The sequence below is a fragment of the Streptomyces longhuiensis genome, from assembly GCF_020616555.1.
GTDB lineage: Bacteria > Actinomycetota > Actinomycetes > Streptomycetales > Streptomycetaceae > Streptomyces > Streptomyces longhuiensis.
Map to the genome: position 1 here is coordinate 125,530 of NZ_CP085173.1, position 23,417 is coordinate 148,946.

Below are 23,417 nucleotides of genomic sequence, written 5' to 3' on the forward strand. Positions count from 1 at the left end.
GCGGAACTCGCCTGGCAACCCTCCCGCTTCGGACATGGACTGGTGGTGAGGGTGAAACCACCCGCCGGCACGACACGAAGAACGGGATGGCAGCTATGCCTGCAGGATCCAGCAAGAAGCGCGAGCGGCAGTACGAGCACATCAAGGAACAGGCCGAGGATCGCGGCATGCCCGAGAAGCGGGCCAAAGAGATGGCCGCCCGCACCGTGAACAAGGAACGCGCTCGCTCCGGCGAGGCCAAAACCGCAAGCAAAACATCTACACGCGACCCGAAGTCCGCCCCGCAGCGCGGCGGGGAACGCTCCCACAAGGGCCCGGGCGCACCCACACGTGACCAACTCTACGAGGAAGCCAAGAAGAAGAACGTCGAAGGCCGCTCCCACATGAACAAGGAACAACTCCGCCGAGCCGTCGGCCGCTGAAACATCCCCAGAACTCGGCCCGCGGACGACCGGGCGGGCCCGGCCAGCACGAACCACATCAGCACTGGGACCCAAGGAGCAGTCGGCGATGGAGTACCGCATCATGTCCGAGCCCGGGGGTGACGCCCTCAAGGAATGGCACATGGTCCGCGCAGACCAAGACGTCGCCATGTGTGGCCGGGATATTGACCCGTCAGCGAAAGAGCTGCCCTCCGACGCGTGGGGTACCGAAGCCGCCCAGCCGTTCTGCCACACCTGCGGTGCGCTGTTCCTGCGCGAAGCACCTTGACCAGAAAATCCGGCTCCCGCCGCCCCGGCAACTCACCCAGAAAATCGAACGCAGACGGGTGCTGCGCGCCCAGGAGAGCGTCAACGGCGCGGCGTTACAGCAGAACCCGCCGACCATGACTCATCGTTTCCACAGAGACCAATCAGCAGATCCCGCCGCGGTCTGGCCCGCAGCGTAGGTGCACATCCTGCGATTGATCTCGGCCGACCCCGCCGCCTGCTCACTGCTACAGCGGGGTCGGCCCTCGGGACCCACCCCAGCGTTCAGGCCGCCTGAGCGGCATCGATGCTGTCCCAGTCACGGCCGGCTTCCTCGCGGACACGCATGCAGCTGTCGCGGATGAGGCGCGCGTGCATCTGCGAGATGCCGAACTTCTCCGCGATCCGGCTCTGCGTCATGTCCTCGAAGAACCGCATGTACAGGATGGAGCGCTCACACTCCGGAAGATGCTCCAAGCCGGACTTGATCGCTTCGCGGTCGATGACGATCTCGTAGGCGCCATCGGGAGCGCCGAGCGCGTCGACGAGGCTGTACCCCTCGCCGTCGGAGGGGAGAAGACCCGCCTCGAGGGACAGAGCGCTGAACCCGTTGATCGCCTTGAGCCCGTCGCGGATCTCCACCTCGGTCAGGCCCGACTGGACGGCTATGGCACCGATGCTTGGTTCCTCGCTGTCTCCGGGCTCCTGAGCAAGGCTTTGGCGCGCGAGGCGCACCTTGTTGCGCAGGTCCTGCACGCGACGGGGTACGTGGACGTCTCAAAGGGCGAAAGCCTCGAAGATCTGCGTCAGGTTGCGCCCTGGGCTGCTCAAGGCCGTCAACAACTATGACCCGCAGCAGGGCCCGTTCGAGCTCTACGCGATTCCCACCATCAGGGGCGAACTGCGCCGCCTCCTTCCGCGACCACATGCTTTGCCGCGGAAGGAGGCGGCGATACGGTGCGCCATCGGCAGCCACGCCTCGACGACCTCCTCGCGCAGGAGCTCCCTCTCGCGCCCTTCATCCAGCCCCGCCAGGTGAGCGAAGGCGCCCGCTGTATCGGGACTGTCGTGCGCGCGATCGAAACGCACACGTCGCGGAGACGCGGTGGTGAGCATATGGAATCGCTCCTCAACGGTCGGAACACTAGATGTCCGCGAGAAGCGAGACGCCCGGCAACACCGACCGGAGCGGCACACCGCTCGCGGGGGTGCCTCTCATCCGAAGCACCGTTGTCCGCCTTCCCGCTATTTGCCGCCGCACCCACGCTGCCCGCGAGTCGGTTCACACACCAGACGGCACGGAGACGCGGTATATCGATCCGACGCCGAGTAGAGGTTCCGCCGCCCCTCACACGCAGGGTGCTCAGAACATCAGCAGGGCCCGGTACGCACCGCGTACCGGGCCCTTTGCGCTGCGGGTCGTCAGACACCTCAGGGGCTCAAGGTGTCAAGCAGCAGCAGTGAGCTCGGTGGGGAACGCGGTCGCTTCGTCGAGCAGCTCGCGCTTCTGGAGAAAGTGGTAGAGCTGTCCGATCATGCGGTTGAAGAGGTTCCGCTGGGCGGCAGCGTGCCAGTCGCCGTGCTCGTCCCGGCGGCGCCGGTAGTGGACCCGGGCATCGGGTGAGGCGGTGATCGCGGAGAACGCCCAGAGGTATCCGGCGTGGTTGAGCCGGTCGTTCTTCACCCACCTGCGGGTGATGGACGACTTCTTGCCAGAGGCCCTGGTGACGGGTGAGGAGCCCGCGTACGCCTTCAGCCCGCGGGCGTCGGTGAAGCGGGACTTGTCGTCGCCGATCTCGGCCAGCGCCCGGGCGCCGAGCTGCACGCCGAGGCCGGGGAAGCCAAGGATGATCTCAGCGTCCGAGTGCTGAGGGAAAACCTCTTCGACCGCCTTGGCAAGGTCGTCAGCAGCCGTGCAGGCAGCCTCCAACTGGACCAGGAGCGCGAGCATCTGCTTGCCCAGCGCGCCCTCGACCAGTGGCGGCTGGTGAGCTTAATCGGCCCGGAAGACGTCACGGATCCTCACTGCCTCGGCCGCGACGCCCCGCTTGCGCCCGGCCCGCTTGAGCGCGGCCTCCATCTGCGTGCGAGTCCTGCCGGCGCCGCGCAGCAGGCCTCGCACCATGTCCGGGAGCGGTCCGATCGCACGCTGGAGCGCGACCACCTGCGAGAGCAGCCGGTAGATGCGCTCCGACAGCGCGGGGTCGGCGTTCTTCTCCCCGAACAGGCTGTCCTCGACCTCGTCGACATCGTTCGTCAGTCCCGCGACGACGGGCGCGTAGCCATCGACGACGTCGAAGAACGCCGTGCGCATCGCCTCCGGCCTCCGGCCGAGGAACTCGGGCTCGGCTTCGAGTGCGTCGCGGGCCGCCGAGAGGTCCGGTACCGGACCGTGTCGGACGGTGATGACGAACTGTGGGCCGACGAAAGGTGCACCTCGCCGATGCCGACGCTTTCGTGCCGGTCGTCGTAGGAAGCGGGCCGCAGGACGACGAAGAGCGTCTCGCCGTACCGATCGAGCTTCGCGCGCTGGTGCCCCTTCTGAGCGTCTTCGACGGCCAAGGGGTGCAGCCCGAACCGGGTCGCTGCAGCATCCAGCTCGTCCGGAGCGGGGTCCATCAGTCCGATCCAGGCCACTCCCCGGGACCGATCCAGATCGTCGGCCGCTTCCGCCAGATCGGGAGGGCACGTGGTGCGGCGCCCCCCGACGTAGATACGGCCGTCGATCGGCGTCATGAACCTGTCCCTTCGTCGTCAGCAGCCCTCACCACCGGAACGAGCACGCTCTGCACGGCCGGCCCCACGAGCGCGACCAGCCTCTCGCGCTCCACCGCCGTGAGCGTCGGGACACCAACGACGCCCCGTCCCACCATGAGCCCGACCAGCATCGACGATGCTATTCCGGCCCGCAGCGTGGGCTCGTCAACGGCGCGCGAGGCGATGGCGTCGACGAGCAGTCGTTCCTGGAGGAACTCGCGCAGCTGCTGATTCGCCTGGTCGTTTGTGATGGCACCGCGGAGCATCGCCATGAGCGGCTCGGAGCTGCGGGCGTCCTCCTCCCACACGTTGAGGAAGGCCCGTACAACGCGTTCGCCGAGGCCCTCGTCCGCTCCCCCGAACGCGGCGCTGAAGCGCGTCAACGCCTCCGCGGGGACGGACATGACGGCGGCGAACAGCTCGTTCTTCGACCGGAAGAACTGCATCACCAGCGACGCGTCCACCCCGGCGTCGGCCGCGACCCGCCGGATCGTGGTCGCGGTGAAGCCGTCGGCCGCGAAGCGAGCGCGGGCCGCCGTGAGGATCTCCTGCCGGGTCGTGTTCGTCCCCGGCCTGCGCCCGCGACGGGTGGCGGGGGCGGTCGCGGCGGCGGGACTCGTGTGCGCGGTCATGCACCAAAACTACCTCCCACACCTCGAACTCAACACGTGTTGATAAATACCGGCCGCGAACGTACCGTCGCATGGCCGGCGGGATCCCTCCGCCGACGCAGCGACGCGAGGAGTCCGCCATGAGCGACGACCAGAAGGTGTTCACGCCGCCCCAGCCGCTGGAGCCGGGCGCCCGCAAGGGCGTCCTGAGCGACTACGCCCCCGGGACCCGCACCCTGGAGGCCGGCTTTCAGATCGCGCCGCCGTTCAAGCCGCTGCCCGTCGACATCGTCTTCGAGAAGGACGTACCGGTGACCCTGCGCGACGGCGTGACAACGTACGTCGACATCTTCCGTCCCGTCGGCGCGGAGAAGGTGCCGGTCATCGTGGCGTTCAGCCCGTACGGCAAGGGACAGGGCTCGTCCGCCAGCGTGATGGGCATCTTCGGCATGGTCGGCCTCGACAACGGCATCGTGTCCGGGCTGGAGAAGTTCGAGGGCCCCGACCCCGCCTACTGGTGCGCGCGAGGCTATGCGATCTGCAACCCGGACATCCGGGGCGTCATGAACTCCGAAGGTGACAGCGTCATGTGGGACCGGCAAGAGGGCCGGGACGCCTACGATCTGATCGAGTGGCTCGGCGTCCAGGACTGGTGCACCGGCAAGGTCGCCATGAGCGGCACGTCCTACCTCGCGGTCACCCAGTGGTTCGCCGCGGCCGAGCAGCCGCCGCACCTGGCGGCGATCAACCCGTGGGAGGGCGTCAGCGACGTCTACCGCGACCTCGTGCTGCGCGGCGGCATGCCCGACACCGGGTTCGCCCGCCAGCTCCAGGACAACAGCTACTAGGGCAAGGGCCACAAGGAGGACATCCTCACCGAGGCCGAGCAGCACCCGCTGATGGACGGACTGTGGGAGAACAAGATCCCCCAGTTCGACAAGATCAACGTGCCCGCTTACGTCGTCGCCAGCTACTCCAACACCCTTCACACCGCCGGTACGTTCCGCGCCTGGCGCCGGATGGGCTCCGAGGACAAGTGGCTGCGCATCCACAACAGCCAGGAATGGCCCGACTACTACGACCAGTCCAACGTCGAGGACCTGCGCCGGTTCTTCGACCACGTCCTCAAGGGCGAGGACAACGGCGGGAGCAGACGCCACGCGTGCGCTACTCGCTCCTCGACCTCCGGGGCGGCGACCAAGTGAACGTCCCCGCGGACCAGTTCCCGCCGGCCGACGTCACGTCGACGAAGTACTACCTCGACGCACGCACCCGCGCCCTGGGTACGGCCATGCCCGACGGCGAGGCGACAGCGGGGTGCGACGTCGCAGCCACCCCGGACCTGGTGTCGTTCGTGACGCGCTTCGACCAGGAGACCACCCTGGTCGGCTACCCGAAGGCGCACCTGTGGGTCGAGGCGGACGGCTCGGACGACATGGACCTGTTCGTCCTCGTCCAGAAACTCGACGCGTACGGCACACCGCTTCAGGCGTTCACCGCGCTCAACAGGGGCGCGGTGGCCCAGGACGTCACCGAGCGCGGCGGTTCGATCCTGCGCTACAAGGGCTCCGACGGACGCCTGCGCGTCTCCATGCGCCACCTCGACAAGGCCCTCGCCACCGACGACGTCCCCGCGCACACCTTCGACCGGGTGGAGAAGCTCTCCCCCGGCGAGATCGTCGACCTCGAGATCGACCTCCTCCCGATCGGACTCACCTTCCACCCCGGCGAACAGCTCCGCCTCGTCGCCAGCGGCCGCTCGCTGCTCGGCACGATGATGCCCGGCAACCGCGAATACACCCCCGCCAACAGCGGCCGCCACATCATCCACACCGGTGGCGACCACGCCTCGTACCTGCAGCTGCCCGTCCAGGACGCGTGAGGCGGACGGTCTGCCCCGTCGCGCGGGGTGGCGCCGGGCCGTGCGGAGGGCGATCATCGCGCACACTGCGGCAGTCCGTCACGGGTTCTGCATGCCTCGACCGCGACCCATTCCCCGAGCCTGAACCCGCGCCGGCGAGAAGCAACCGCGGCCAGCAGGTGGTGCTGCGGTTGGTCTCTCTGTCAGGTGCATCATCAGAACCCGTGGGGCACTGCGCGGCCCTGTTGATGAGGGAGCTTGAGCGCAAGCACCCGGGCCCGGGCACAGGCACAGGCACCCGCCAACGCCAGCCGACCCTGTCTTCCCTCTGACGGTCGGCCGTCATCGGCGAACAGCCGGCGGGCCCGACGTTCTCACGCGGTGCTGCGAAGCCGAGCGACGGCTTGCTCCAAGTCGTCGAAGGCACGCTGTTCCTGCTGCGGAGTGCTCCGGGAAACCTCGAACACGCTGTCACGGCCTGCGCGGATCCGGGCGTAAGCATCGAAGCGGGCAAGGACGTCGTCCACCAACTCCTGCCGCGGACGATGGGACGCTGAGGACTGATCGTTCTGCGGCGACATCAGAGAACTCTTCCTTGAGCGGACGGCCGTGGTCCAAGACAACAACGCCGGAGCGCCTGCGCATCCTCCCAGCCACAACTCACTGGTCTGGTCACGTCGATCGACGGGCTCGCTGGTGCCGTCTCTTCGACCCTCGTCCGCCGATTGATCACCAACTGCCTCCCGAAGCCGTCGACACACACTGTTCCTTGAGATCTACGAGCCACTGATCCTGGCCGACTACCAGGCGGCCTCAGATCGGGATCCGGTCGGCAGGGCAGGGCGTCCGCAGCGGCTCCGTGACAAGCACCCTCCCAGGAACGGAGACGAGGACCACGTGCGGGCTGTGCGGTGACGCGGGGCGTGCCCACGCGGGCCAGCAATCGTTGAGATGGCGCGCGACAACACCTCCGGTTCCCCTCCCCGGACCGGGCAAGAGACAGCCCTGGCCTGCCCCTTCAAGGGCATGGCCAGGGCATTGCGCCGGGGGCGATGTTCCGTCGAACCGGCCGAGATGATCAACTGGTCGCGCTGCCCCAAGCGGCGGGGCCCCGACCTCGCTGCTGCCAACGGGCAGCCTGGAGCAGGCGCCGGGGGACGGCGCCTCGCAGCTCCAAGGGGATGCGGTGCGGGCGCGGTGGGGACCGCGCCCGCACCGCGCGGACACAAGCGCCGCACACAAGACCTAGGGGCAGTCTCGGTCACAGGACTTGCCGCACAGGGCGTGGCGGTCGCCGGAGATCGCATAGCGGCGGGCAGCGAGGCCGTGTTCGAGGGGCTCGCCGATCTGCTCGCACAGCAGCGCCAGGACGTCGGCGGCCTCGGTGTCAGAAAACGATGGGCCCGAGGTACACGGTTCAGATCACGTCATCGATGATCTGAGGGTCCCGGCGCTGCTGACTGGTGCGTTCTGCCGACCGTGCCAGCGCATCGGCCGCCCGCGGCCAGAGGGCCCGGCCGGTGTGCGCGTCCACGTAGTCGGCGAATGCGCAGAGCGCACCACCGAACGCCGCGCAGACGGCCTAGTCAGTGCGTTGGGACATGGCCGGCGGAGCCGAGTGCCTCGACAGCCCGATTGGGTTCGTCCTGCAGGTCCCGGAGCAGCCGTTGCCGCAGCGTGAGGGCAGCACGCACATCGGCCTCGCGTGCGAAGCGGCCGAGCAGCGCGGGCAAGCCGGTGTCGCCTCCCTCACAGACGGCCGGCACGATCTGATCGATCAGCGGTCCGGCAGTTTTCTCTGGTCCAGCTAGCGCGGTCACGTCGCGCGGCTACCCGGATACCAGCACTTCAAGGGTCACTCGAACGGGTGATCAACTGCCCCTTGCCGGCCGCGGAGCGGTCCGGGCTCCGGAGGCGATTCGTGGGCGGATTCGTTTGGGCGGACAATGGTGGGCAGGCGTACCAGAACGGTGCTTCGGACCGGAGGCATCTACCCGCGAGCGGCGAAACCGCTCCCTGGTCGAACGGCCTGCTGGCGCATCGCTTCTCGCGGACGGACCGACAGTCGCGAATGTTGAGGAGCGTTCTCATGCTCACTGACCAAAGGCGCACTGCCCGGCGCGGGCCCTCCGATCGGGCCTACGACGACAGCCCCGACACGGCGGACGCCTTCGCCCACCTCGCGGGCCTCGGCGAAGGACGCGAGCGGGATCTGTTGTGTGAAGAAGTCGTCGAGGCGTGGCTACCCATGGCGCACCGTATCGCCGGCCGTTTCCAGGACAAGGGCGAAAGCCTCGAGGACCTTCGCCAGGTCGCGGCCATGGGGCTGCTCAAGGCTGTACAGAACTTCGACCCGCAGCGCGGCCGGTTCGAGCCCTACGCCGTCCCTACCATCCGGGGCGAGCTGCGCCGCCACTTCCGCGATTACATGTGGGACGTCCACGTTCCGCGGCGCGTGCAGAACCTGCGTAACAAGGTCCGCCTGGCCCGCCGCGATCTCGCCCTGCAGCCAGGAGCAGGCTCGGAGCCCAGCGCGGCCGCCATCGCCACCCACAGCGGCCTCAGCGAGGACGAGGTCCGCGACGGCCTCAAAGCCATCGACGGCTTCAGCGCTCTGTCCCTGGATGCGAGTCTTGTGGTCGCTGACAAGTTCAGCCTCGCCGACGCGCTCGGCGCCCCGGAGGCCGCGTACGAGGTCATCACCGACCGGGAAGCCGCCAAGGCCGGCCTCAGGCACCTCCCCGAACGCGAACGCACCATTCTCTACCTGCGGTTCTTCGAGGACATGACGCAGAGCCAGATCGCGGCACACTTCGGGATCTCACAGATGCACGTCTCCCGCCTCATCCACACCAGCTGCCGGCGCGTACGCGACGAAGCCACCCGCGGCGAGCAGCCGGGCCAGAACGCACAGGCCGCCTGAACGCTGAGCCCCGAGTCTTGGGGTGCGCCCGCGTGTGTCACGTCGTCGGTTGCGTCTCCAACGGAGGAGGGCCCGGCCCGGCTTTCGCCGAACCGGGCCGGGCCACCTGTTCTTCGTACGCCGCCGTGATCGACAGGTAAAGGAGCCACGGCACAGACGGCGCCGGGTCATCCGGTTGCCCCTGAACCCAAGCCGACAGGGCCGCTGCTTGTAGGTCGGTCTTCTGGCGAGAACATGGCGGGGCGAAGGGCATCTCGTACGCGTCGCCCTGGAAGGCTGACGGCCTCAGACCTGGGTGCCGAAACGCCGCGAGGCCCTGGCGTGCCGGGCGGCGACGGCTCGGACCCGACGCGTCAGCAGCCCGAAGTACAGCGTCCCCAACGTCGGCACGGGATGGCGGCGTCTCTTTCATGTCCCAGCCCGGGTCGGCGCAGTTGCTCTCGCTCCGCTCCTGTGCCAGGACGGTCAGACGGTCGGGGTGAGTTCGGCGCGGCCGAACAGCAGGCCGTATCCGGGCGGGAGCTGGGTGAGGATACGGTCCAAAAGGCCGGGGCCGGCCAGGTCGCCGATGACGGTGAGAACGGCGCCGGTGTCCCAGCGGACGGTCGCGGGGGTCGCCCCGGTGCGGGCGGCCAGGTCCTTGACGAAGCCCCAGCCGGTGAGTGGCTGACAGTCGGGAATCTGGCCGGCGAAGATGCGTGCTGCCTCCCCCGGGAGGCAGGCGGCGAACTCGACGCGTTCGTCGCCGGTGAGCTGGCGGCCCAGAGACGTCAGCACGGCCCCCGTGACCTCCTCGGCCCGCTCCCGGGTGGGATACGCGCCTTCGTAGCGGATTCTTTCCAGCATCTGGTGAAACGTCGTGCCGGGCCGGGCAGCGGAGACTTCACGCAGCGGCATGAGGCTGTTGCCTTTCTCGTCCAAGGACGATGTCGTCTTTACGGGGGCTCAGGTCTCGGGATGGCCGAAGAGGAGGTCGTAGCCCGGGGGCAGCTGGAGCAGGATGCGCCGGGTGAGTTCTTCGCCCGCCGCATCGGCGGCCACGCTCAGCACGGCGCTGACGTCCCAGGCCGCGGTCCGTTCGGTGGCTCCCTCGATCCACGCCGCGGTCGCCCGCACGAACCGCTCGGGTGAAAGCGGCTCGGTGGCCTGCAGCGGGTTGAGCAGGATGAGGGCGAAGGTCTCCGGAAGGCAGGCGGCCAGCTCGGCCCGGACCTCACCCACCAGATGGGCGCCCAGCAGCGCCAAAACGGTACGCGCAGAGCGCTCGGCCTCCTGGGGGGTGGGGTACTTGCCGCGTTCTTGCACCTGCTCGAGGAATGCGTCCCATCGCATGGCCGCTCTGCCTCTTCTGTCGTGCGAAGGATGGAGGGAGTGCGGAGGACGGGCCGGGAGGGGGAGATCGACACCCGTCCTCCGCCGCCGGCGCGGGCCGGGGAACCGTTCCTCAGCCTCGGATCTGCTTGTGGTCGGACTCCCCGCCGATCGCGATCTTGCGAGGCTTGGCACGCTCGGCGATCGGGATGCGCAGGGTCAGCACCCCTGCTTCGTAGTCGGCGGTGATGCGCTCGGTGTCCAGGGTGTCGGCCAGCACCAGTTGGCGGGAGAAGACGCCCAGGGGTCGCTCGGAGAGCTCCATCTGCACGTCGTCGGCCTTTGCGGCCGGGCGGCGCTCGGCCCGGACGGTGAGCATGTTCCGTTCGACGTCGATGTCGATCGCGTCCTTGGCGACACCGGGCAGGTCGAGGGCGATCACGTACTCCTCGCCCTCGCGGTAGGCGTCCATCGGCATCGCCGAGGGCCTGGACCAGGTGCCGGTCACGCCTGTCAGCTGCTGGGCGAGCCGGTCGAGTTCACGGAACGGGTCAGTGCGCATCAACATCACGAAACACCTCCACAGGTCTGGCAGGAACTGCCAATGCGCTTCACCTGCCACCGTTGTAACATGTCATCCAAACGATGACAAGTGTGGTGTCGTCTAAAGGGTGACGAATTTGAGGAGACCTTCGTGGACGCTTATCTGCAGGCCGGCCAGCCCGTCCCGTTCCTCGCCGCCGCCGCGGCGCTGAAAACGATCAATGAGGCCGTCCACAGTGCCCAGGGGGCGCAATCCGTGCGGGCAGAAGGGGAGCAGGTCAGTTCCGACGAGGCGCTGACCGCCCTGCTGATGCTGCGCGAACTACGCGAACAGCTCGCGGGATGGGAGCCAGGACTGATCGAAGCGGCCCGCGCCGCCGGCACCAGCTGGGCCGACCTCGCACACCCCCTGGGGGTCGCCAGCCGCCAGGCCGCGGAGCGGCGCTACCTGCGCGTACGCCCCGGCGCCCCCGGCACCACCCGCGAACAGCGCGTACAGGCCACCCGCAGCCGCCGCGCAGCCGACCGCACCCTCACCGCCTGGGCCCGGACCAACGCCGCCCATCTGCGCCAGCTCGCCGGCCAGATCACCGCCCTCACCGACCTCCCCGCCCAGGCCCAGCCGCCGCTGGCACGCCTCACCGAAGCCCTCGCCGACAACGACGCCGCCCGTCTCATCGACCCGCTCACCGACACCCACATCCACCTCAAGGCCGGCCACCCCGAACTCGCGGCACGCATCGATGCCCTCACCCGCAACACCGGCCGGCTCCGCCAAGGCAACGGCGACCGCTAGTCAAAAGCGCGCCGGCACGGGAAATCGCAGACCGCGCCGCGCACACGAGACATGCCAGCAGGCGACGAGCGCGGGCGCCCGGGTCGAGGATGATGGCTGCGCCACGACAGGACGAGGACGCGTGCGCCATGGCCTGGTACACCCCCGACCCTCACGCATTCGATGCCAAACCCCCTGCTCAGGGCGTATTGCTTTCGATCACAAAAAGAGCTATACGGGGTTTATAGGGCATAGCGGCACAGGTGCCCGTTTCCAAGTCCACCGCAGACTCGATCGGCTCGCCGACGGGGCGACCCACAAGGGCGCCGTGACGCCTGCGGGCTGGGCCGGGACGTCAAGCCGCGTGCAGGATGGCCGCCGCGTGAGCGGAGGCCATCCGCTGCCGTCGCCCCGCGGGCCCTCAGCCGCCCGCGACCGGGCGTTCCCGCCACAGGCTGAGGGGGTGAGGTTGATGGACTGGCTGAGGGTGTCGTCCCGTCGCCACAAGGGGTGGACGGTCGTCGAGGTGAGCGGTGAACTCGACGTCGCTACCAGGAACCAGCTGGGCGACCACCTCGAAGAGGTCATTGCCGCGCACACCCCGGCACGGGTCGTTCTGGACATGTCCCAGCTGGACTTCTGCGACGCGAGCGGCCTGAGTGTCCTGGTTGCCGCGCACCACGCGGCCAAGGACCGTCAGGGCCAGCTTCGCCTGGTATGCCCGCAGCGGCGCATCCGGCGCCTCCTGCAGATCACGGAGCTGAGCGACGTAATGCCTGTCTTCGACACCGTCGCCCAGGCCACCGCTACGGTGCAGGACCGCGAAGAGGAGGTGCTCCAGCCATGGCCCCACTTAGAGGGCATCTGATCAGTGTTCAGGGCGTGTTGACCGATTCGCCGGTTTCGATTCGCCAGGTTGGGGTGGATTCTCCTGTGAGTTCGCGGCTCATTTTGTTAGCCATTGCCCAGTGGATCATTGCTCGGGACCGCTGAGGCAGGGTTTCGTAGTCCCGCGCCAGGCGCCGGTGCTGCATCAGCCAGCCGAAGGTCCGCTCGATCACCCACCTCTTCGGTAGGGGCTGGAAGCCTTTCGCTGTCGGCCGTTTGACGACCTCGACGTCGATGCCCAGGCCGGCACCGTGCTGGAACACACTCGACTGGTAGCCGCCATCAGCCCAGACCTTGGTCACGCTGGGGTGTGTGACCGTCAGCTCGTCGAGCAGTCGCTTCCCACCGGTCGAGTCGTGCACCGAGGCAGCCGTGACAATGACGGCGAGGACCAGGCCGAGGTGTCAGTGATCAGGTGACGCTTGCGACCTTTAATCTTCTTGCCCGCGTCGATGCCCTGGCTGGTCTCGGCCACGTTTGCCGAGGTCTTCACGCTCTGGGCGTCCACCACTGCTGCCGACGGTTGCGCGGCGCGACCGTGGGCGCGGCGGGTCTTGTCCCGCAGCAGATCGTGGACCCGACCGGTGGTGCCGTCCGCCTCCCACTTCGCGTAGTAGTCGTAGACGGTCTTGTGCGGCGGAAAGTCATGCGGAAGGTACTCCCACGGGATGCCGGTGCGGTTGACATAGAGGATCGCGTTCACGATCTCCCGCAAGTCATGCACCCGCGCCGCCACACCGGGCCCGGTCCGCCCGGCGCGCCACGCAGCGAACACCGGCTCGATCAAAGCCCACCGGGCATCGGACACATCACTGCGATACGGACGACGAGTGCTCACCCTCTGTCCAACGACCCACCATCGCCAGCAGTCACAAGAACATCCCAAATCACCAACTACCTAGATCAGATGCCCTCTTACAGTCCGAGATGACGAGCTGAGACGATGCCAAGGTGCCGCTCCCCGCAGTGGCGAAGACGACCGTCGAGACTTCCCGGCCCCGCCTCCTGCGCGGCACACCGGGCCCGGGCAGGTGGGCCCCAGGCGCACTCTGCCTCGGTGCGCGGGAGCGCAATCGATGCCGCACGCGGCGATGTCCTCCCTTTCCGCGACCGCGGCGAGGCCGGAGGCCTCACCCCGGCGCCTCGGCTGGCTGGCCGCGCGTCCCCCACCCCACCTGAGCCGAACCCCCGGCCCCCGTGGCCACACCAGCTACGCTCAGGAAGCAGGGCCCGTGACCGGGCTAGATCAGGTCGCAGTGATCAGCTTGTCCGAGGTGCACCCGCAGCGGTGGCGATGGACGCTTCTAAGGCATGAGGGCCCTGTGGTCCGGCGTGATCCAGTTCGGGCTGGTCGTACTGCCCGTGAAGCTGTTCTCCGCGACCGACGAGCGACAGGTGCGGCCGCGGTAGCTCCATGACGCGGACAGCGGCCGGGTGCAGCACATGCGGTTCTGTGAGGCCGAGGACCGTGAAATCGGGTACAAGGAGGTCGGGCGCGGCTGGGAGCTTCCGCTGGGGACCGAGCCGTTGCAGTGATGACACCTTGGTGCAGCTCAGTCGGAGGCAGGCGATCCCTTCGGCGAAGGCGTCTGCGTCAGCATTTCGCACCATGTGGTCTTGCCGGTGGCTGTGAGTGTGCTCCCCCAGGCCTCGGTGAGCAGATCGAGCAGTTCGGTACCGCGTCCGCCTTCTGCGTCGGCGTCGACGACGCTGCGCACGGGGCCGGTGGGGTCAGTGTCCTCGACCTCGCACCGAAGCCGCGAGCCGCGCACCTGCAAGTTGAGCCGCAGAGGGCCGCGCGTGTGACGCAGGGCGTTGGTAACCAGTTCGCTGACCAAGAGCTCGGCGGTGTCTGCGAGGCCCTCCAGATTCCAGTCGCCCAGTTGGGCTCTCACCAGGCGCCGGGCCTGGCGTACCGAGGTCAGTTCCCGCGCTATAGGCCATGAGGCGTCCCAAGCGGTGGCACGGGCGCGGGGCCTGTCAAGCGGCCGCAGGGGCTCCAGGGTGCGCGACCACAGAGCCAGGTTCCGGGCGAGCCACGATGTGGACGCGCCCTGCGGAGACGAACCCTTCCCCTGTGCCTCCGCGGCGCCCTTCTGCCCCGACTCCTCGAGTCGGCGGCGGTACAGCCGGGCAAAGCGTCCCCAGCCCGAGGTCGTGGAGGGGTCGATGGCCTGGGAGGCCATGCGGATCAGTCCCTTCTGTAGCCCTGGCGACCATGGCCGCCAGCAAGGCGGAGGGCCGTCGATGACCGGGCCGGGCGTGCACCAGGTCGTGCGTCATGTAGCACTTGCTACGCTTACAAATATACATGTAGCAGGTGCTACAGTAAATACCAACCCAAATGCCAATGAATCGGACATGCGGGATTGGTTCGTCTCGCGTAGCTGCAGCTGGGAGCCTTCATGCCACGCCCGCCCGACCCGGCCAAACGACGCGACCTGCTGAACCGGGTCCGTGACTACGTGATCCGCAACGGCCTGGCCGACCTATCCCTTCGCCCGCTGGCCCGGGCCCTGGGCACCAGCGACCGCATGCTCTTGTATTACTTCGGAACCAAGGAACGCATGGTCGCCGAGGCACTCGCCCTCGACGAGAGGCGACCGCTCCTGCTAGCCCGGGATCTGCTCGACCCCACCGCCTTGCCCAAGAACCCTGCGTGGCTCCGCGGCTTCGCGGAGCAGACCTGGCAGCAGCTCAGCGCCCCGAACATGCGCGCCTGGCTCCCCCTCTACCTCGAGATCATGACCGCCAGCCTGCTCCATCCCGACCGGTACGGCCCCGTCATGCGCGACGTGCTCACCGAGTGGACGGACCTGCTCATCTCCGTCTTCCGCGGCCTGGGCCTGACCGAGGCCCGAGCCCGAACGGAGGCCGCCCTCCTGGTCGACGCGTTCCTCGGCCTACTCATTGCACCCCTGGCCGACGGCGACTGGGACCTTGCCGACGCGGCCTTCCACACCCTTCTCGACCGCCTCGAACCCGGCTGGCACAACACCTAGAGACCGTCCATCGCCACGCGTCTACGTGCCATGCGGTCTACCGCAAACGGGCCCGCTCTATAGGTCGGCTTCACAACTCACCCAACCCGCACGGCCCTTCTCATGTCACGGCCGAACAGCCCAGCCGGCACTTCCCCCGACGTCGTTAGCCGTTCAAGAGGTGGAGGCCGAAGGCGAACTTGGCCGCGAGCGCGGGCGGCAACGACGGCCAGCGTGATGAGGCGGCCCTGCCACGTCTGCGGGCCCCAGCCGATGCCGTGGCGCTTGGGACCGAACCAGGCCTGCTTGCCCTCGGCCCCGCCACCGCTACGCGCATTGCGGCGGCCCCGGCCCGCCCAGGCCCGGTACACGAGGGCAGCGGTGACCCCGAGCCCGGCCACGGCCCACCGGATCACGCGCGAGGTCACCAGGAAAGCGCCGGTGGGCAGCGAGAGGGCGAGCGCGGCGGTGACGCCTGCCTCCACGAGGCAGACGAACCCGACGATCAACGTCAGGCCGACCAGCCGCCGTTGGAGTCTGTCGGCGTCGCCGATCCGCGCCAGGGCCGCGTGCACCCGTTCGTCACGGCTGGCGAGGGCAGGGACCAAAAGCATCAGCAGCGGGCGGTGCACGGCGGCGGAGACGACGCAGGCGAGCCCGAACGCCCCGGTCGCGAGCGGGCGGTAGAGCTTGAGCGGCAGCGAACTACCCCCGGACATCACGGTGGCGGCGACCGCGAGGCCGAGGCCGGTCGCGATCAGCAGGGCGGCCCAGGGCGAGTGGCGGCGTACGGCCGCCGACGCGAGGGCGAGCCCGACCGGGACGGCCCGCTGATCGCCAGAGCGGTGGCGTCGCTGTGGACGGCGGGACGCAGCAGGTAGTAAAGGGCGAGCGGGGCGAGAGAAGCCACTGCCATGAGGACGACGAACAGGCGCCGCACCCTCGGCCTGCGCCTGCCGGACGGCGCATCGGGGCAGGCCACGTCGTCGTCCTGCGGTTTTTTTCGTGCCGTGCATGGTCATTCCGTCTCTGCCGGCAGGACGAAGAAGCCTGCGACTTGTCCGTCGGCGTTGAGGGCGACCCGGCGCACCAGGTCCCCGCGCTCGTGGGCCACGGGGATGTCGACCACGGTGTAGCCGGAGATAGTGCGCACAGTGGGCGTGCCCAGCTCCAGGAATGGGCCGAATTCGCGGTCTGACTTTTGCCAGATCCCACGCAGCATGTCCGCTGGGGCCGCCTGCGACATCCGCGTATCAAAGCTTGAGCGCATCTCGTCCCATCGCTGGTGCACGAAGTGCTCAAGCACCCGCATCCCCGCTTCGGCCGCGCCGGGCAGCTCTGGAGTGCCCTGCGAAGTGTCCGCGGTTCCGCCGAATCGCTGGAACGCGGCCTGGCGCGTGACGTGCAGCACGTCGCCGATGGCGGCCCAGCTGAGGCCGCGGCTGCGGGCCTGCCGCACCAGGGCGCGCTGGATGTCGTCGACGACGGCGATGAGGCCGCGGGAGGCGGCGAGCGCGGAGAGCGCCGGATCGCCGCCGGTCTCCCGGCTGCCCAGGAGCACGTCGGCGAGCAGCGTCGTGTTGGCCTTCAAGGTCAGCCCCATGACCTCCCGGTCCGCCGCGTCGGCAGCAACGGAGGAGCTGGGTTCGCCCTCACTCATGCATGTAAAGGCGCCTTGACGCCCGACTGCATGTCAAGACTCCTTTACGCGCCCCTTCGCCAGACGACACGAGACCGACCCCCGGAGCGGGCGGCTCAGCCCCGGCGCTTCTTGCGGCGTCCGACCAATCGGCCAGTCCCGCCCGCAGACGGCGCCGCAGTGGCAGCGGCGGTGAGGCCGGCTGCGCCGGACGGAAAGGCTTGGGCGGAATCGGCGTCCCGGCAGGCGTAATGCAGTTCTCGATACGCCGCCGACATGTCACCACCCGGCGGCTCACGCGGCGTTCACCAGCTGATTCCGGCCGCCACCGGCCGGTGGTCGCTACCCGTGGCCGGCAGCAGCCACGCGCTCTTCGGCTCCACGCCGCGGACCAGGATCTGGTCGATGCGCGCCACCGGGAACTTCGCGGGCCAACTGAAGCCGAAGCCGTCCCCGGCCACGTCCTGGACCGAGCGCAGCTGCGAGGCGAGGCCGTCGAGCGCACGGTCGTCCATGGTGCCGTTGAAGTCACCGAGCACCAGCACCCGCTCGCTGCGCTCGGCGGCGACGGCCTTGGCGAGCTTTGTCGCGCCGGCGTCGCGCGAGTCCGTCCAGAAGCCGCCCCTGGGCATCAGCCTTACGGAACCCAGATGCGCCACGTACACCGCCAGCGGCCCCTTCTGAGTGGTCACCGTGGTGCGCAGTGCACGGGGCGGGTCCACCGGGATGTCCTCGGGCCGCAGCTTCTTGGCCAGTGGCCCGACCATGCCCCGCAGGACGTCGACCGGCCGTGTGTCCGACAGCGGGAGCTTGCTCCACAGCCCGACCGTTCCCTGCACGGTGTGGTGCGGGTACGCCTTCGCGAGCTCCTTCTCGTACGTGCCCTTGGCCTGGTCGGTCAGCTCCTCGAGCGCCAGCAGGTCCGCCCCGGAGGAGGCCAGGGCCCGGGCGGTACCGACCGGATCTCGGTTCTCGGCGGCGACGTTGTGGCTGACCACCGTGAGGTCGCCGCCCGCATGGGACTTGTCGCCGAGCAGTCCGCCGAAGAGGATCAGCCACACCACGGCCGGCAGCAGCAGCGCGACCACCGCGGAGGCGGAGCGGCGCCACAGGGCACCGGCCGCAAGCACCGGGATGAACACGCCGAACCACGGCAGCACGGTCTCCACCAGACTGCCGAGGCCCCCGCGGTCCGTGATCTTCGAGTGCAGCAGCAGGACCAGGCCGAGCAGCAGCGCCAGCGCCGCGAGCACCAGGCCGCGCTTCCATGCCTCCGGCCGGGAGCCGCTGCGCATCGCCCGGCGGACGGCCGCGCGCCAGGTACCGGAGCCGGTGTCCCGGCGGCCGATGCCCTCCTGTCCGGCCTGCTCCGCCGGGTCCACCTGCACCATCGTCTGTCCTCGCTCACTGCCGTTCACTGCTGCATCCTCGGGTCCCGGGTGGAGTCGGCGTACGTCCGCGGGCAGCTGTGATCGATGGCTTCGGAGCGGAGTTCGTAGTGCCAGGACTCATTCTTGTAGATCTGGCACAACCCGTACACGGCGCCGTGTACGGACAGCCACGTCCTCGCAGCGGAGTGCCCGATGTCGACCGCGTCCCCCGACACGTGAGGAGAGGTCTCGGCGGTGGCCACCCATCGGGCGGTGGTGTCGTTCCCGACGGCGTCGCCGACCGCACCATGGCGCCCACCGGCAGGTGTACCACCCTGCTCACCGCGAGGAACCTTCGAGCGGGACCTTGCGGAGGAGGACGAGGGCGGTGCTGTCGAGGAAGACGACGGTGATACGGCCGGGGAAGGCGAGGAGGACCTGGTCGGGGAAGGCGAGGATTTCTGCGACTGACAGCCGAGGACTGCGGCGATCGCAGCGGTGGCGGCTATAGGGCCGACAACAATGCGCCCGTGAATCCGGCGGGTCGTTGTTCGTGCCGATGGTGCGGTGTGGTTCATGCCACCAGTCAAGACAGCGGGGTGTTGCCGGCACGTATGGGATTTTCGATACGCCGACGATATGCGCCGACTCGTAGCATCAATGACATGCGCGTGTTGATCGTCGAGGACGAGCCCTTTATGGCAGAAGCCATCCGCGATGGCCTACGCCTGGAAGCGATCGCGGCCGACATCGCAGGCGACGGCGACACCGCTCTGCAACTGCTGAACATCAACGACTACGACATCGCCGTCCTCGACCGCGACATCCCCGGACCTTCCGGAGACGAGATCGCCCAACACATCGTCGACTCCGGCAGCGGCATGCCGATCCTCATGCTCACCGCAGCCGACCGTCTCGACGACAAGGCCACCGGGTTCGAACTCGGCGCCGACGACTACCTCACGAAACCCTTCGAACTCCGAGAACTCGCGCTCCGGCTCAGAGCACTCAACCGCAGACGCGCCCACAACAGACCTCCCGTACGAGAGATCGCAGGCCTGCGGCTGGACCCGTTCCGCAGAGAGGTCTACCGGGACGGCCGCTACGTCGCGCTGACCAGGAAACAGTTCGCCGTGCTCGAAGTCCTCGTCGCCGCCGAAGGCGGTGTCGTCAGCACCGAAGAACTCCTGGAACGGGCATGGGACGAGAACGCCGACCCGTTCACCAACGCCGTACGCATCACCGTCTCGGCACTGCGCAAGCGTCTCGGCGAACCCTGGCTCATCACCACCGTGCCAGGCGTCGGCTACCGCATCGACACAGCACCCGTCACCGGGCATGGGGGTGGTCACCGTGGATAGGCAGCCCGGCTTGAGCGTCCGCCTCAAACTCACCCTCAGCTACGCCGGATTCCTCATACTCGCGGGTGCTTTGCTGCTCGTCGCCGTGGGAGTGTTCCTCCTGCGACAGGGGTGGTTGCAAACCAACGAATCGGGGGCGGTGAGAGTAACTCCGGGCACCCTCTTCGTGCGCGGTTTCGCCCCAACGGCAGCCGCAGTAATGGTGTTCCTCCTGGTGTTCGGTCTCCTGGGAGGGTGGATCCTCGCCGGACGCATGCTCGCCCCCCTGGACCGCATCACCCACGCCACCCGCACGGCCGCGGCCGGATCGCTGACCCACCGGATCCGGTTGCCGGGCCGCAACGACGAGTTCCGCGAACTCGCCGACGCCTTCGACATGATGCTCGCGCAGCTCGAAGCACACGTCGCGGAACAGAAGAGATTCGCCGCCAACGCCTCGCACGAGCTACGTACTCCGCTGGCGATCTCGAAGACACTCATCGACGTCGCCCGCACCGATCCGCACCAAGACACCGGCGAACTCATCGACCGCCTCCACGCCGTCAACACCCGGGCCATCGACCTTACTGAGGCACTGCTCCTGATCAGCCGCGCTGAGCAGCGGTCCTTCGCCCGAGAGCGCGTCGATCTGTCCCTCATGGCGGAAGAAGCCACCGAAACGCTCCTCCCCCTCGCCGAAAAGCACGGCGTCACCCTCGAGACCCGCGGCGACATCGCCCCCACGATCGGATCGCCGACGCTCCTGCTGCAGCTGACGACGAACCTCGTGCACAACGCGATCGTCCACAACCTGTCTGACCAGGGCACCGTGTGGGTCCACACCGGCGTCCGCCCCAAGACCGCGGCGCTCACCGTCGAGAACACCGGCGAGCAGCTCACCCCACAGCTGGTCGCGACCCTCACCGAACCCTTCCAGCGCGGCACCGAACGCGTCCACACCGACCAGGCAGGCGTCGGCCTGGGCCTGGCCATCGTCAAGACCATCACCGAGGCACACGACGGAACTCTCACGCTTACCCCACGCCCTGCCGGCGGGATGCGCATCACCGTGGAATTGCCCGCCGCATCAGGAGGGTGAGCCCCGAGCTGCCAAGAGGCACCAACCGGGGCCGCTCGACACCTCGCGAGCCATACAACTGTCAGCGCTGGATCTGCCGGACGTGTCGGTACCAGCGCAGGAGGACGCCGGTCAGCTGCTCGTCGAGCCACGCGCGCCGCTCCTCGGCCGCGGCTTCCATCCCACGCGATCGCTGGCCCGCTCAGGTGGACCATAGGCGTGTACGCGGACCCCAGGACGATGAGGATGACAACGGCCCGCTCATTGATGCGCAGCTGCGGGTTCGCCGAGCGGTTGTGCTAGGCGTAGTGGTCGATCCGGCTGGTCAGCCACTCCCGCTCGGACTACTTCCTCCGGGGGCGGCCCAGATAGGACCCGGCGGAGCGGAGTGGAACGTCCCTCTTGACCAGGTGCGCCATTGCCCGATGCGGGTGACCGTGTGCTGGGCACGGCGAAACCGCGGTGGGCTCCAGTCGACTGGGTGCCGAGACAGCAGGTAAATGGCTGTGCGACCTGAGCAATGGAGAAGTCGCCGACGGGCACGGCCTGGTGGAGCTGGGAACGGCCGCCACGGCATGCTCACCCTCCAGACGCTGCTCTGGCAGGACGAACTGCTCGATCCGGGGGCCTGGCCCTGTCTGCACCGGTCACCGAGGGGGAGCTGGAGCTCAACGAGGTACTGATGCGCGAACTCCCGGGTGTCGAGGTCGACCAGATGCGGGACGAGTACCGTCACGCGCTTGAGCAGCTGGTAGAGGCGAAGGCGGCCAGCTGGCCGCGCCGCCTGAGCCGGTGCCGGCGGTGGACTTGATGGCCGCGCCGGAGGAGTCGGTGCAAGTCGCACGCGCGCACCAGGGCGACTGAGTGGCGGGCGGGACGGCTCGGCGGTACTGCCCGGGAGTGCTGGTGCCGTTGTCGGCGGAGGCGTTGTTCTTGAGCGGAGACAGCAGTGACCGGCCGGGGCCTCTTGCGTGCCCGGAGAGCCACGGAGGCCCGCCACTGGCCGGTGTCTGTGCTGGGAACTGCCGGGACTACATCGGGTCGATGTTTTCCGGCTTGCCCGTACCACCTGCGTGCTCGCTCTGCTCCTTGAGCTGGCGGGCCTTGTCCTTCAGACGCTGACGCTCCTGCGGGTCAGTAGCGCGTTCCGCGGCCTGTTCCAGGTCCTCAGCCCGAGCACGCATCTGCTTCTGCTGGGCACGACCGGACTCGCCTGCAGCGCTCATGATCACTCCTTGGGTGATGAGGAAGAGCGGGCCACATCAGCGAAACAGGCTCCGTCACCCTCTGCATCTCGATCAATCACCCATTGTTATGCGTGCCGTTGGGGCGCCATCGCGGGGCGACTTGCGTGCCGGAGCTCACGGTATGGGTGCTTTCGCTCAGTGGCCTCGGACCCACGGGATCGGATACGAGAGGGGCGGCGGCCGGGGCCGCAGCCTGTCCCAGTCCGGGAACCTGACCTGCCGGCAGACGCCGGGAGTGGCCGCGCCTTCGACTGCGCGTACTGCTCGCCCCAGAGGTAGCCAGAGAGAGTAGCGGTACACGCGTAGGGTGCTCTGATCAGGTAGAACACCATGGGCGGCCTCATGGAGATGCCCCCTCTCCGGAGGGGGCATCTCCATGCCCAAGGCCGAGCTCAGAGGGGTCTTCCAGGGCGTACAGGATGGCTGCCGGTCACAGGTGCGCGCCCTGCGGGGCCCGTCAGGGGCACAGCTGGTTCGGCACGGGCCCGTTCGCATCGGATCGGGAGCGTGCCGGGGCCCGGTCGCGGGTGCGTCGTCAGGTGGTTGGGGGCACGGCGCGGGTCAGGGGATTGAGGTCGCCGTAGAGGGCGGCGTGCAGGGCGGCGGCCAGTTCGCGGGCCCGTACCTCGCCGTCCACGTCGTGCAGGTCGAAGGAGACGGGGCCGGCGGAGGAGTCGGGACGGATCTCGTGGGAGTGGATGAGGCGGAGGACGGCCTCGCGCACCGCGTTGTACACGGCGGGGTCGATGGTGTGCTGCGGGGCGGTGAGCGCGTCGGCCTTGACCGTCCACCGCGGGCCGGGCCCGCCCACTTGCTCGACCGCGATGAACACGACGCGCTGATCCCGGGCCGCCTTGCAGGCGGCCTCGAACGCTTCCAGGCCGGTCGCGTCCGGGATCAGGTCGGCGGGGCAGGGGATCGGCAGCGGCTCCATGACCAGCATCCTCCCAGGAGGTTGAGGAGGCTTGTGTGTTGACGTGGAGCGTGTCCGTGCGGCAGGCGGAACGTTGAGACGGCGCGCGACAACGGCTTCCGGCTCCCTCTCCCCCGGACCGTGCGAACCAGAGCCCTGGTCTGCCCCTCCGGGGCGTGGCCAGGGCTTTGCGCCTGGGCGGTGTTACGGCGAACCGGCCGAGATGATGAACTGATGGGGCTGCCCAAGCGGCGGGGCCCCAACCTCGCTGCCACCAACGCAGCCTGGAGCGAGGCGCCGGCGTGTGCCTCGCGGCTCTCGGGGAGCGGTGGGGGCCACGCCCGCACCGTGCGGACGACGCCTTGCCGCAACAACGAGCCGAACGGCCGCCATCGGGGCCGGATCAGCGGCCCCGGCGTGGCCCGGGAGCGCGACGCGACCCGCCGAGAGCCGCCGTGAGCTGCGACAACGCCGCCCAAGTGTCACCCTGG

At 68.7% G+C, this 23,417-nt stretch carries 25 protein-coding genes and 4 pseudogenes; 13 read left to right on the plus strand and 16 right to left on the minus strand.

Annotated features, from left to right (window positions below):
* Positions 1-95 precede the first annotated feature (95 nt).
* Both LGI35_RS00600 and LGI35_RS00605 read left to right on the plus strand, forming a co-directional pair.
* Entirely contained in the window at positions 96-422 is a 327-nt protein-coding gene (locus LGI35_RS00600) for a plasmid stabilization protein (protein ID WP_227291624.1), read from the plus strand.
* Between the two features lie 88 nt (positions 423-510).
* The gene (locus tag LGI35_RS00605) at positions 511-711 is read left to right on the plus strand and encodes a hypothetical protein (RefSeq protein WP_227291625.1); all 201 of its coding nucleotides are present in this window, start codon (positions 511-513) and stop codon (positions 709-711) included.
* A gap of 263 nt (positions 712-974) precedes the next feature.
* Here the strand turns inward: LGI35_RS00605 and LGI35_RS46475 are convergent.
* The 4 genes and pseudogenes from LGI35_RS46475 to LGI35_RS00630 form a co-directional block, all read right to left on the minus strand.
* Positions 975-1,805 (minus strand): annotated as a pseudogene (locus tag LGI35_RS46475) (sigma factor-like helix-turn-helix DNA-binding protein).
* Positions 1,806-2,136: 331 nt separating this feature from the next.
* Positions 2,137-2,796, minus strand: a pseudogene (locus LGI35_RS00620) (transposase); the annotation flags it as partial.
* Between the two features lie 57 nt (positions 2,797-2,853).
* Positions 2,854-3,425, minus strand: a pseudogene (locus tag LGI35_RS46780) (CorA family divalent cation transporter); the annotation flags it as partial.
* A complete protein-coding gene (locus LGI35_RS00630; protein ID WP_227291627.1) occupies positions 3,422-4,078 on the minus strand; it encodes a TetR/AcrR family transcriptional regulator in 657 nt (218 codons plus the stop codon). The pseudogene LGI35_RS46780 and the gene LGI35_RS00630, both read right to left, overlap by 4 nt.
* Positions 4,079-4,197: 119 nt before the next feature.
* Between LGI35_RS00630 and LGI35_RS00635 the strand changes: the two genes are divergently transcribed.
* Genes LGI35_RS00635 through LGI35_RS00645 form a run of 3 tightly spaced genes read left to right on the plus strand, consistent with a single transcriptional unit; the run spans position 4,198 to position 5,939 of the window.
* Positions 4,198-4,905 (plus strand): CocE/NonD family hydrolase, encoded by a 708-nt coding sequence (locus LGI35_RS00635; protein WP_227291628.1) that lies wholly within the window; start codon positions 4,198-4,200, stop codon positions 4,903-4,905.
* A gap of 51 nt (positions 4,906-4,956) precedes the next feature.
* Positions 4,957-5,262 carry a hypothetical protein gene (locus LGI35_RS00640; RefSeq protein WP_227291629.1) on the plus strand — a complete coding sequence of 102 codons (306 nt, stop codon included), beginning with the start codon at positions 4,957-4,959 and terminating at the stop codon, positions 5,260-5,262.
* Positions 5,220-5,939: a CocE/NonD family hydrolase C-terminal non-catalytic domain-containing protein gene (locus LGI35_RS00645; protein ID WP_227291630.1), complete on the plus strand. Its 720-nt coding sequence runs from the start codon at positions 5,220-5,222 to the stop codon at positions 5,937-5,939. Before LGI35_RS00640 ends, LGI35_RS00645 begins: the two co-directional genes overlap by 43 nt.
* A 353-nt stretch (positions 5,940-6,292) precedes the next feature.
* On the opposite strand, the gene LGI35_RS00650 is transcribed toward LGI35_RS00645, so the two are convergent.
* Positions 6,293-6,499 (minus strand): hypothetical protein, encoded by a 207-nt coding sequence (locus LGI35_RS00650; protein WP_227291631.1) that lies wholly within the window; start codon positions 6,497-6,499, stop codon positions 6,293-6,295.
* A 1,020-nt stretch (positions 6,500-7,519) separates the two neighbouring features.
* Here LGI35_RS00650 and LGI35_RS00655 point away from each other — a divergent pair.
* Together LGI35_RS00655 and LGI35_RS00660 are read left to right on the plus strand one after the other, a co-directional pair.
* Complete coding sequence (locus LGI35_RS00655) at positions 7,520-7,729, plus strand: hypothetical protein (RefSeq protein WP_227291632.1); 210 nt, start codon at positions 7,520-7,522, stop codon at positions 7,727-7,729.
* A gap of 278 nt (positions 7,730-8,007) precedes the next feature.
* Positions 8,008-8,841 carry a SigB/SigF/SigG family RNA polymerase sigma factor gene (locus LGI35_RS00660; protein WP_227291633.1) on the plus strand — a complete coding sequence of 278 codons (834 nt, stop codon included), beginning with the start codon at positions 8,008-8,010 and terminating at the stop codon, positions 8,839-8,841.
* 465 nt (positions 8,842-9,306) lie between these two features.
* Here LGI35_RS00660 and LGI35_RS00665 read toward each other — a convergent pair whose 3' ends face one another.
* The 3 genes from LGI35_RS00665 to LGI35_RS00675 form a co-directional block, all read right to left on the minus strand.
* Positions 9,307-9,687 (minus strand): DUF2267 domain-containing protein, encoded by a 381-nt coding sequence (locus LGI35_RS00665; RefSeq protein ID WP_264484651.1) that lies wholly within the window; start codon positions 9,685-9,687, stop codon positions 9,307-9,309.
* Between the two features lie 99 nt (positions 9,688-9,786).
* Positions 9,787-10,173: a DUF2267 domain-containing protein gene (locus LGI35_RS00670; RefSeq protein WP_227291635.1), complete on the minus strand. Its 387-nt coding sequence runs from the start codon at positions 10,171-10,173 to the stop codon at positions 9,787-9,789.
* 112 nt (positions 10,174-10,285) lie between these two features.
* Positions 10,286-10,720, minus strand: coding sequence for an Hsp20/alpha crystallin family protein (locus LGI35_RS00675; protein ID WP_227291636.1), 435 nt, complete (start codon positions 10,718-10,720; stop codon positions 10,286-10,288).
* Positions 10,721-10,846: 126 nt separating this feature from the next.
* Between LGI35_RS00675 and LGI35_RS00680 the strand changes: the two genes are divergently transcribed.
* Positions 10,847-11,491, plus strand: a complete 645-nt coding sequence (locus LGI35_RS00680; protein WP_227291637.1) for a type III effector protein — start codon at positions 10,847-10,849, stop codon at positions 11,489-11,491.
* A gap of 451 nt (positions 11,492-11,942) precedes the next feature.
* Entirely contained in the window at positions 11,943-12,338 is a 396-nt protein-coding gene (locus LGI35_RS00685) for an STAS domain-containing protein (protein WP_227291638.1), read from the plus strand.
* A 7-nt stretch (positions 12,339-12,345) separates the two neighbouring features.
* Here the strand turns inward: LGI35_RS00685 and LGI35_RS00690 are convergent.
* A pseudogene (locus LGI35_RS00690) lies at positions 12,346-13,196 on the minus strand (IS5 family transposase).
* A gap of 715 nt (positions 13,197-13,911) precedes the next feature.
* Complete coding sequence (locus LGI35_RS00695) at positions 13,912-14,544, minus strand: ATP-binding protein (protein ID WP_227291639.1); 633 nt, start codon at positions 14,542-14,544, stop codon at positions 13,912-13,914.
* 219 nt (positions 14,545-14,763) lie between these two features.
* On the opposite strand from LGI35_RS00695, the gene LGI35_RS00700 reads away from it, so the two are divergent.
* On the plus strand, positions 14,764-15,360 hold the full coding sequence (locus tag LGI35_RS00700) for a TetR/AcrR family transcriptional regulator (RefSeq protein ID WP_227291640.1): 597 nt from the start codon (positions 14,764-14,766) through the stop codon (positions 15,358-15,360).
* 77 nt (positions 15,361-15,437) lie between these two features.
* Here the strand turns inward: LGI35_RS00700 and LGI35_RS00705 are convergent, their stop codons facing one another.
* From LGI35_RS00705 to LGI35_RS46490, 4 genes are all read right to left on the minus strand, one after another.
* A complete protein-coding gene (locus LGI35_RS00705) occupies positions 15,438-16,058 on the minus strand; it encodes a DUF3159 domain-containing protein (protein WP_227291641.1) in 621 nt (206 codons plus the stop codon).
* A gap of 299 nt (positions 16,059-16,357) precedes the next feature.
* Entirely contained in the window at positions 16,358-16,999 is a 642-nt protein-coding gene (locus LGI35_RS00710; RefSeq protein ID WP_227291642.1) for a DUF3887 domain-containing protein, read from the minus strand.
* Positions 17,000-17,283: 284 nt separating this feature from the next.
* Positions 17,284-18,273: an endonuclease/exonuclease/phosphatase family protein gene (locus LGI35_RS00715; protein WP_227300160.1), complete on the minus strand. Its 990-nt coding sequence runs from the start codon at positions 18,271-18,273 to the stop codon at positions 17,284-17,286.
* A gap of 119 nt (positions 18,274-18,392) precedes the next feature.
* Positions 18,393-18,611 carry a M15 family metallopeptidase domain-containing protein gene (locus LGI35_RS46490; protein WP_376220496.1) on the minus strand — a complete coding sequence of 73 codons (219 nt, stop codon included), beginning with the start codon at positions 18,609-18,611 and terminating at the stop codon, positions 18,393-18,395.
* Positions 18,612-19,013: 402 nt separating this feature from the next.
* Here LGI35_RS46490 and LGI35_RS00725 point away from each other — a divergent pair, with 402 nt between their 5' ends.
* Positions 19,014-19,709 carry a response regulator transcription factor gene (locus LGI35_RS00725; protein WP_227291644.1) on the plus strand — a complete coding sequence of 232 codons (696 nt, stop codon included), beginning with the start codon at positions 19,014-19,016 and terminating at the stop codon, positions 19,707-19,709.
* Positions 19,702-20,787 carry a sensor histidine kinase gene (locus tag LGI35_RS00730; RefSeq protein WP_227291645.1) on the plus strand — a complete coding sequence of 362 codons (1,086 nt, stop codon included), beginning with the start codon at positions 19,702-19,704 and terminating at the stop codon, positions 20,785-20,787. Before LGI35_RS00725 ends, LGI35_RS00730 begins: the two co-directional genes overlap by 8 nt.
* Positions 20,788-21,797: 1,010 nt before the next feature.
* On the opposite strand, the gene LGI35_RS00735 is transcribed toward LGI35_RS00730, so the two are convergent.
* Both LGI35_RS00735 and LGI35_RS00740 read right to left on the minus strand, forming a co-directional pair.
* A complete protein-coding gene (locus tag LGI35_RS00735; protein ID WP_227291646.1) occupies positions 21,798-21,992 on the minus strand; it encodes a DUF6381 family protein in 195 nt (64 codons plus the stop codon).
* Between the two features lie 556 nt (positions 21,993-22,548).
* On the minus strand, positions 22,549-22,947 hold the full coding sequence (locus tag LGI35_RS00740; protein ID WP_227291647.1) for a hypothetical protein: 399 nt from the start codon (positions 22,945-22,947) through the stop codon (positions 22,549-22,551).
* 213 nt (positions 22,948-23,160) lie between these two features.
* Here LGI35_RS00740 and LGI35_RS00745 point away from each other — a divergent pair, with 213 nt between their 5' ends.
* Positions 23,161-23,385 (plus strand): hypothetical protein, encoded by a 225-nt coding sequence (locus LGI35_RS00745; RefSeq protein WP_227291648.1) that lies wholly within the window; start codon positions 23,161-23,163, stop codon positions 23,383-23,385.
* Positions 23,386-23,417 lie beyond the last annotated feature (32 nt).

Excerpts from the sequence above, each read along its gene's own strand:
- LGI35_RS00600 (WP_227291624.1), top strand. The coding sequence starts at position 96 with ATGCCTGCAGGATCCAGCAAGAAGCGCGAGCGGCAGTACGAGCACATC.
- LGI35_RS00605 (WP_227291625.1), top strand. The coding sequence starts at position 511 with ATGGAGTACCGCATCATGTCCGAGCCCGGGGGTGACGCCCTCAAGGAA.
- LGI35_RS00630 (WP_227291627.1), bottom strand. The coding sequence starts at position 4,078 with ATGACCGCGCACACGAGTCCCGCCGCCGCGACCGCCCCCGCCACCCGT.
- LGI35_RS00635 (WP_227291628.1), top strand. The coding sequence starts at position 4,198 with ATGAGCGACGACCAGAAGGTGTTCACGCCGCCCCAGCCGCTGGAGCCG.
- LGI35_RS00640 (WP_227291629.1), top strand. The coding sequence starts at position 4,957 with ATGGACGGACTGTGGGAGAACAAGATCCCCCAGTTCGACAAGATCAAC.
- LGI35_RS00650 (WP_227291631.1), bottom strand. The coding sequence starts at position 6,499 with ATGTCGCCGCAGAACGATCAGTCCTCAGCGTCCCATCGTCCGCGGCAG.
- LGI35_RS00655 (WP_227291632.1), top strand. The coding sequence starts at position 7,520 with ATGGCCGGCGGAGCCGAGTGCCTCGACAGCCCGATTGGGTTCGTCCTG.
- LGI35_RS00660 (WP_227291633.1), top strand. The coding sequence starts at position 8,008 with ATGCTCACTGACCAAAGGCGCACTGCCCGGCGCGGGCCCTCCGATCGG.
- LGI35_RS00665 (WP_264484651.1), bottom strand. The coding sequence starts at position 9,687 with ATGCTGGAAAGAATCCGCTACGAAGGCGCGTATCCCACCCGGGAGCGG.
- LGI35_RS00670 (WP_227291635.1), bottom strand. The coding sequence starts at position 10,173 with ATGCGATGGGACGCATTCCTCGAGCAGGTGCAAGAACGCGGCAAGTAC.
- LGI35_RS00675 (WP_227291636.1), bottom strand. The coding sequence starts at position 10,720 with ATGTTGATGCGCACTGACCCGTTCCGTGAACTCGACCGGCTCGCCCAG.
- LGI35_RS00685 (WP_227291638.1), top strand. The coding sequence starts at position 11,943 with ATGGACTGGCTGAGGGTGTCGTCCCGTCGCCACAAGGGGTGGACGGTC.
- LGI35_RS00695 (WP_227291639.1), bottom strand. The coding sequence starts at position 14,544 with ATGGCCTCCCAGGCCATCGACCCCTCCACGACCTCGGGCTGGGGACGC.
- LGI35_RS00700 (WP_227291640.1), top strand. The coding sequence starts at position 14,764 with ATGCCACGCCCGCCCGACCCGGCCAAACGACGCGACCTGCTGAACCGG.
- LGI35_RS00705 (WP_227291641.1), bottom strand. The coding sequence starts at position 16,058 with ATGTCCGGGGGTAGTTCGCTGCCGCTCAAGCTCTACCGCCCGCTCGCG.
- LGI35_RS00710 (WP_227291642.1), bottom strand. The coding sequence starts at position 16,999 with ATGAGTGAGGGCGAACCCAGCTCCTCCGTTGCTGCCGACGCGGCGGAC.
- LGI35_RS00715 (WP_227300160.1), bottom strand. The coding sequence starts at position 18,273 with ATGCGCAGCGGCTCCCGGCCGGAGGCATGGAAGCGCGGCCTGGTGCTC.
- LGI35_RS00725 (WP_227291644.1), top strand. The coding sequence starts at position 19,014 with ATGCGCGTGTTGATCGTCGAGGACGAGCCCTTTATGGCAGAAGCCATC.
- LGI35_RS00735 (WP_227291646.1), bottom strand. The coding sequence starts at position 21,992 with ATGAGCGCTGCAGGCGAGTCCGGTCGTGCCCAGCAGAAGCAGATGCGT.
- LGI35_RS00740 (WP_227291647.1), bottom strand. The coding sequence starts at position 22,947 with ATGGAGCCGCTGCCGATCCCCTGCCCCGCCGACCTGATCCCGGACGCG.
- LGI35_RS00745 (WP_227291648.1), top strand. The coding sequence starts at position 23,161 with ATGGGGCTGCCCAAGCGGCGGGGCCCCAACCTCGCTGCCACCAACGCA.